The organism is Deltaproteobacteria bacterium (assembly GCA_016931625.1).
Taxonomy (GTDB): Bacteria; Myxococcota; XYA12-FULL-58-9; order XYA12-FULL-58-9; family JAFGEK01; genus JAFGEK01.
The window spans coordinates 1-4,240 of record JAFGEK010000188.1 but is presented as its reverse complement, the minus strand read 5'-3'; the positions used below and the strand labels follow the sequence as shown (position 1 = coordinate 4,240).

General features: G+C 42.2%; 2 protein-coding genes. One reads left to right on the top strand and one right to left on the bottom strand.

The genetic code is table 11. From position 1 onward, the window contains the following. Window positions 1-128: 128 nt before the first annotated feature. The gene (locus JW841_16140) at window positions 129-1,463 is read right to left on the bottom strand and encodes a type IV pilus twitching motility protein PilT (GenBank protein MBN1962465.1); all 1,335 of its coding nucleotides are present in this window, start codon (window positions 1,461-1,463) and stop codon (window positions 129-131) included. 139 nt (window positions 1,464-1,602) lie between these two features. Between JW841_16140 and JW841_16135 the strand changes: the two genes are divergently transcribed. Beyond that, window positions 1,603-4,185, top strand: a complete 2,583-nt coding sequence (locus JW841_16135; GenBank protein ID MBN1962464.1) for a serine/threonine protein kinase — start codon at window positions 1,603-1,605, stop codon at window positions 4,183-4,185. Window positions 4,186-4,240 lie beyond the last annotated feature (55 nt).

Genomic DNA, 4,240 nt, shown 5'->3' with positions numbered 1-4,240 from the left:
ACGTCATGCCCTCGAAAGAGGGCATCCAGTAAAGCCTAATAAAATCGATCAATTACAGAGATGAGATCAAGAGTCAGCTTAAGGCGGATCCCATCATGAGACAATAAATCAGTGGTTTTTAAATAATGTTAAAACCGTTCAATTAACAAATCTTCATCAATACTAATTGCAGGCGGTTCATTGTTTTTATTCCCACTAGCCGCAGTTGGCGATTTATTAGGAGCTACTGCGGTTTTCGCAGGCGCTGCCGTATTTGTTTTAGCAGGACTAGGACTAAACGTTGGAATATTCAATGGAGCATTAGCTGATGGTGGTGCACCGCGAGTTGCTGCACTAGCAGGTGCTGCTAACGGTGGTGCCTTCTCAAATGAATCCCATGTAGTATCGCTGGTGGCAGACACCCCAGAAACACGTAATGCAAAATCATCAGGATTTGAAGCTTGACGCAATGATTCTTCATACGAAATGAGATTGGAACGAAAGAGGGCCATTAATGACTGATCAAAGGTTTGCATGCCATAGGTGGTGGTGCCAGAGGCAATTGCATCAGGTATTTCTTTGGCTCGTTCAGGTTCTTCAATCAGTTCGCGAATACGGCCGGTATTGCGCATGATTTCAAGTGCAGCGACACGACCTTGACCATCAGCGCGTGGAACTAAACGTTGTGAAATAACTGCGCGCAGTACAGAGGCAAGTTGCAACCTTGCAGCTTTTTGATGATGGGGTGGAAAAGCTGAAACAATACGGTTAATTGTTTCGGTGGCATCAAGTGTGTGCACCGTAGACATAACCAAATGTCCGGTTTCAGCAGCAGTTAGTGCGATTTCAATGGTTTCAAGATCACGCATTTCACCGACTAAAATTACATCAGGGTCTTGACGCAGAGCGCTACGAAGAGCTATCGCAAAAGAATTCGTGTCTACACCAATCTCTCGTTGATTTACGATCGATCGTTTGTCACGAACTAAAAACTCGATAGGATCTTCAATAGTAAGAATATGAGCTGTACGATTGGTGTTTATATGATCGATCATTGCCGCTAAAGTTGTCGATTTACCTGAACCAGTAGTGCCGGTTACTAAAATTAGTCCGCGCTGCTCCATAGAAATTTGTTCAAGAACTTTTGGCAAACCAAGTTGTTCTATAGTGAGGATTTTTAGCGGAATTACGCGAAAAACAGCGCCAATAATACCTCTTTGCTGAAACACATTAACACGAAAACGACCAAGTCCAGGTACGCCATAGGCAAGATCGAGTTCACTGGCTTGACGGAATTTTTCTTTTTGAAAGTTATTCATGATAGCCAGGGTCATCGCTGAAATTTCCTCAGGTGGTAGACGCGCGGCATCTTTTAGTGGCACCAATAATCCGTTAACTCGAAACATTGGCGGTAAACCTGCTTTTAAGTGAATGTCTGAGGCATTTCCACGTAAAGCGACGGCAAGGATGTCGTTTAGGTTCATAATTAATAGCATACTGGACTATGTACTTGCGAGTCGACAGGGAATAGATGTAGTGAGTAATAATAATGACAAACGCTAGAATAGCTTTGACAGTTAGACAACAGCTTCTTATCATGAGGGCTGCAGATTGCGGATGATAATGAAGGGTGGCCCCGTTCAATTTGGTAGGTATTTACTAGTCGATCGTATTAACGTTGGCGGCATGGCCGAAGTGTTTATGGCCAAAGCCTTTGGTGTTGAAGGATTTGAACGCGTATTAGCAATTAAGCGTATTTTACCGAACATGGCTGATGATGATGAGTTCATCAACATGTTTGTCGACGAAGCACGAATTGCGGTGCAGTTATCGCACGCCAACATCATTCAGATATACGAACTCGGCAAATTTGAAAATCAGTATTACATTGCTATGGAGTACGTATCTGGCAAGGATTTGCGGCAAATCCTTGATAGTTATCGCAAACGACAGCAAACAGTACCTATTCCGGCAGCGGCTTATATTGCTGCAAAGATATGTGAAGGTTTAGATTACGCGCATCGCAAAACTGATCCAACTGGTCGACCATTAAATGTAATTCATCGTGATGTCAGCCCGCAAAATATCCTTATTAGCTTTGAAGGTGCGGTAAAGATTACCGATTTTGGTATTGCTAAGGCTGAAGATCGCGCTAGTAAAACTCAAGCCGGCGTTCTCAAAGGCAAATTTGGTTATATGTCTCCTGAACAGGTACGCGGTCTTGAAATTGATCATCGTTCTGATGTTTTTGCGGTAGGTATTTTGTTGTATGAAATGGTCACCGGACACCGTTTGTTTGTTGGTGAAAGTGACTTTTCGACTTTAGAAAAAGTACGAAACGCCGAGGTCACGCCTCCAAGTCAGCTAAACCCTGCTATTAGCGAACCATTAGAACGGCTTATGCTAAAAGCTTTATCGCGCGATCGTGATGAGCGTTATGCTTGGGCTAGCGATTTGCATGACGATCTGCAGCAATTTCTTATTGAAGATAACACCATTTTTAATGCCAAGCGTATAGCAGCTTTGCTTAAAACTGAATTTACCGACGATATCGAACGCGAGCGTCACCGCATGGAGGAATTCATGCAGGTACAGCGACCATTAGATCTCGGAGGTATGGGTGATTATACATTTGAAGTACATGGCACCATGGATTCCCGTGCTGAAAAAACGATGATTTTTGAATCGTTAGGCAATGGTGCTGATTTTAATGATGCCGCCACTTCTGTGGGTTTAGATGATACAAGCGAAGGAATGACAGCAGGTGAGTATGAAGTCAACACGCCATCACCGCGCGTCGAGGTAAGATCTACATCATCAAAAGCTAAGCGCAAACCAGATAAGCCTAAAAGCCATGTCGGTTTTTTAGTTGTTGGTATTTCGGTTTTACTGTCGGTTTTAGGTATATTAATTGTTGCGTTAACGACGCCTCCAACACAGCTTGGAACCTTAGTTATTACTTCTGACCCTACAAAAATTGAATTGTTGCTAGATGGCCAATCAATTGGTGGGCAAACACCTATCACGCGCTCAAACGTAACTTTAGGCATGCATACGCTACATGCAAAAGCTAAAGGTTATGAAGAAAAAATCTATAAGTTTGAGTTAGAAGGTCCAGAATCTGCAGTGATTGATATTAAGCTTGAGCCAATTGGTGGTAAAAAACCAGCAGGTGCAAGTAATACAGCCAATACTACGACTGCAAACACTACAGTACCAACAGCTAACGCAACCCCTTCGGTCAATACTGCAACATCGGCGACTGCAGCAACCAACCAACCATCAACGCAGCCTACTACATCTAATACCACCAACACGACCGCGGTATTACCAATAGGGCCAGCAATTATTGAAGTATTATCTGTACCTACTGGTGCTCAAGTAAAAATTGGTGGTGTAGTAAAAGGTATTACGCCAATTTCTTTTACTTATTCTGAACGTAATCAGCCATTAGCTATTGAAGTTATAAAAGATGGCTACGATGCAGTAACTGAGAAAATTATTTTAAAAGATGGTGAACAAAAACATACGGTTACAGTAAATCTTAGTCCAATTAAAACATCAGTGACTACCCCGGCTTCAACAGAGACCGCAATAGTAACAAAAGCAAATCTAATTGTGCTCTCAAAACCTAGTGGCGCTACGGTTTTTTCAGGCCCTAATCGTCAAGGAATAACTCCATTAACTATAAAGGATCTCGATCCGGCGCGTTCTTATATGTTGAAAGTGGTAAAAGAAGGATATCAAGATAATGAGTTAACTGTGGCTATGCAAGGTCGTAGTGAAGTAACAGTAATGGCCGAACTTGATCGTGATCGTAAACCAACACCCGTGGCTACAGTAAGTAAGCGACCTACTCCTACCAATCGTGATCGTGATAAACATAAAGACCCTAAGGATAAGAATAAAAATAAAGACAAAAGTAAGGATAAAACCAAAGATAAAACAAAAGATAATGCTAGTGCAGCTAATCCTTGCACTGGCACTGGCGCCAAATTAAGTGTTATGGCCAAGGGCGTAGCAGATTGTAAAGTTACGGTTGGTACGGCAATGCTTGGCGTTTCGCCTTTCTTTAATAAAGATGCGCCAATCGGTAAGTGCAAAATATCAATAATATGCCCCAATGGTAAAAAATATAATGAAACTCGTACGTTAAAAGCTGGTGGACGAGAAAAACTAATTATTGAATCCGATATGTGGAAGTAATTTACTTACTTTTTAGATCCCCAGAGATTGCGTACCAATCCGCGTAAACCTGCTT

Coding starts and splice junctions, on each gene's coding strand:
- JW841_16140 (MBN1962465.1), bottom strand. CDS start 1,463: ATGAACCTAAACGACATCCTTGCCGTCGCTTTACGTGGAAATGCCTCA.
- JW841_16135 (MBN1962464.1), top strand. CDS start 1,603: ATGAAGGGTGGCCCCGTTCAATTTGGTAGGTATTTACTAGTCGATCGT.